This is a genomic window from Zavarzinella formosa DSM 19928 (assembly GCF_000255705.1).
GTDB lineage: Bacteria > Planctomycetota > Planctomycetia > Gemmatales > Gemmataceae > Zavarzinella > Zavarzinella formosa.
In genome coordinates this window covers 1-1,422 of sequence record NZ_AIAB01000537.1, presented here as the reverse complement: position 1 = coordinate 1,422, position 1,422 = coordinate 1, and the positions used below count along the sequence as shown (strand labels likewise).

The 1,422-nt window shown below is 69.9% G+C and carries 1 protein-coding gene and 1 pseudogene; both read right to left on the bottom strand.

Annotated features, from left to right (window positions below; all coding sequences use genetic code 11):
- On the bottom strand, nucleotides 1-392 hold a 392-nt coding region (locus BGIM_RS0100540; RefSeq protein WP_029629609.1), incomplete at its 3' end, for a hypothetical protein.
- A gap of 3 nt (nucleotides 393-395) precedes the next feature.
- Nucleotides 396-1,422: pseudogene (locus BGIM_RS0100535) on the bottom strand (hypothetical protein); the annotation flags it as partial.

The window sequence follows — 1,422 nt, the reverse complement described above, 5'->3', positions numbered from 1 at the left end:
GCTCCGCACAGCCAGGAGCGGCTCAGCCGCCACAGCCAGTGGCCGGCGTTCAACGCCAGGGCGAGCGACGCCGCCGGGATCAGCGGGGCGGGCGACACCGACGGATCGGCGAAGGATTTCGGATCCTCCTCATCGTCAGGCCGCTGCCGGGGACGATATGGCGAATACGGATCGTCCCAGTCGTCCGGGTCGTTGAAGCCGTCGTGGCCGCCGGGACCGGGCTTTTCCCACCGAGGGAGTTCCCGGCGGGCGATCAACACCTCCAGAATCTCGCGAACGGCCGCGGCGACGGCCCTGCCCACCTCGGTGGCGACGGCGGCCCGCAGTTGTTCTTTCAGGTCGGCGAGGGAGTCGGCTAGGGCGGCCAGTTTGCGGACGACGAGTGATTTCATGGCTCATCCCCCCGCACCGAGGTTGAGCTGGCGCAGGCTCGACCAGGCCGATTCGATGGCCTTGCGCTGGCGGCGATGGTTCTTCATCGCCGCCACCAGCCGGGACGAGCGGGCGAGGGCCTCGCCCAGCATCGCCCGCAGGGCCTCGGCCTCCGTAAGCGGATCAAAGGAATCGCCGTCGGCCGGGTCGGGGGCCGGATGGGGGTCGGGCGGTTTCATGGAAGAACTCCTTGGGGAACGGGCGAAAGGGGTGTCGGGGGAAACGGCGGCCGCCTCCGGTCGCGCGGGAGCGACAGCCGCCGGGGCGTCGTCGAGGGGATCGGGAGCGAGCAAGGCGAACAGGTAGTAATGCGGCCCCCGGGCCGCCACCACGCTCTCGCCGGATTTTCGGGCCGAGAACTCCCGGAAACCCAGGAGCAAGGCCCGGTGCAAATACCGCCGGTCCATCGTCCAAAGCGTTGCCGACCCGGCATGAGAGGAACCGGCCAGGCGAATGTCGACCGGCCGTCCCCCCTCGGCGGATCGGGCACGCACCCGGCATGGTTCCCCGGCCAGCAACGTGACGGGCGAATGATCGTCGCCGGCTCCGGGCCATTTGGGAAGGCTTGAGAGCAGCAGGGCCGCGTCGTCGTCGCCGATCCGCAGTTTCGTTCCCCCGGCATGGCGTTTGATCACGCCCGCCACGTCCGGGAACCGCGCCTCCTTCGCGTCGGCCAGCCACACCAGCCAGTCGCCGAGTCGGACGCACAATCCCTCCGGGGTGAGTCCGACTTGAACCGCGGGCTCGCCGGCCCATTCTTTCATTCCGAACAGGGGCACGGCCGGCACGTGCAGATCACCGGCCGCGGGAAGCCGGAAGCCCCCCATCACCAACGCCTGCCTCCCGTCGGTGCCGATGATCTGGCCGGCCTGGCCGCGGATCTGAAGGCGGGTCAGGTCATACCGGCCGTTCTCGCCGGCGGCGCACCGGCCCGCCTCGTGCAGGGCGTTCAACAACGAACGTTCGGCGGGCGCCCATTTTTCCGGGAGG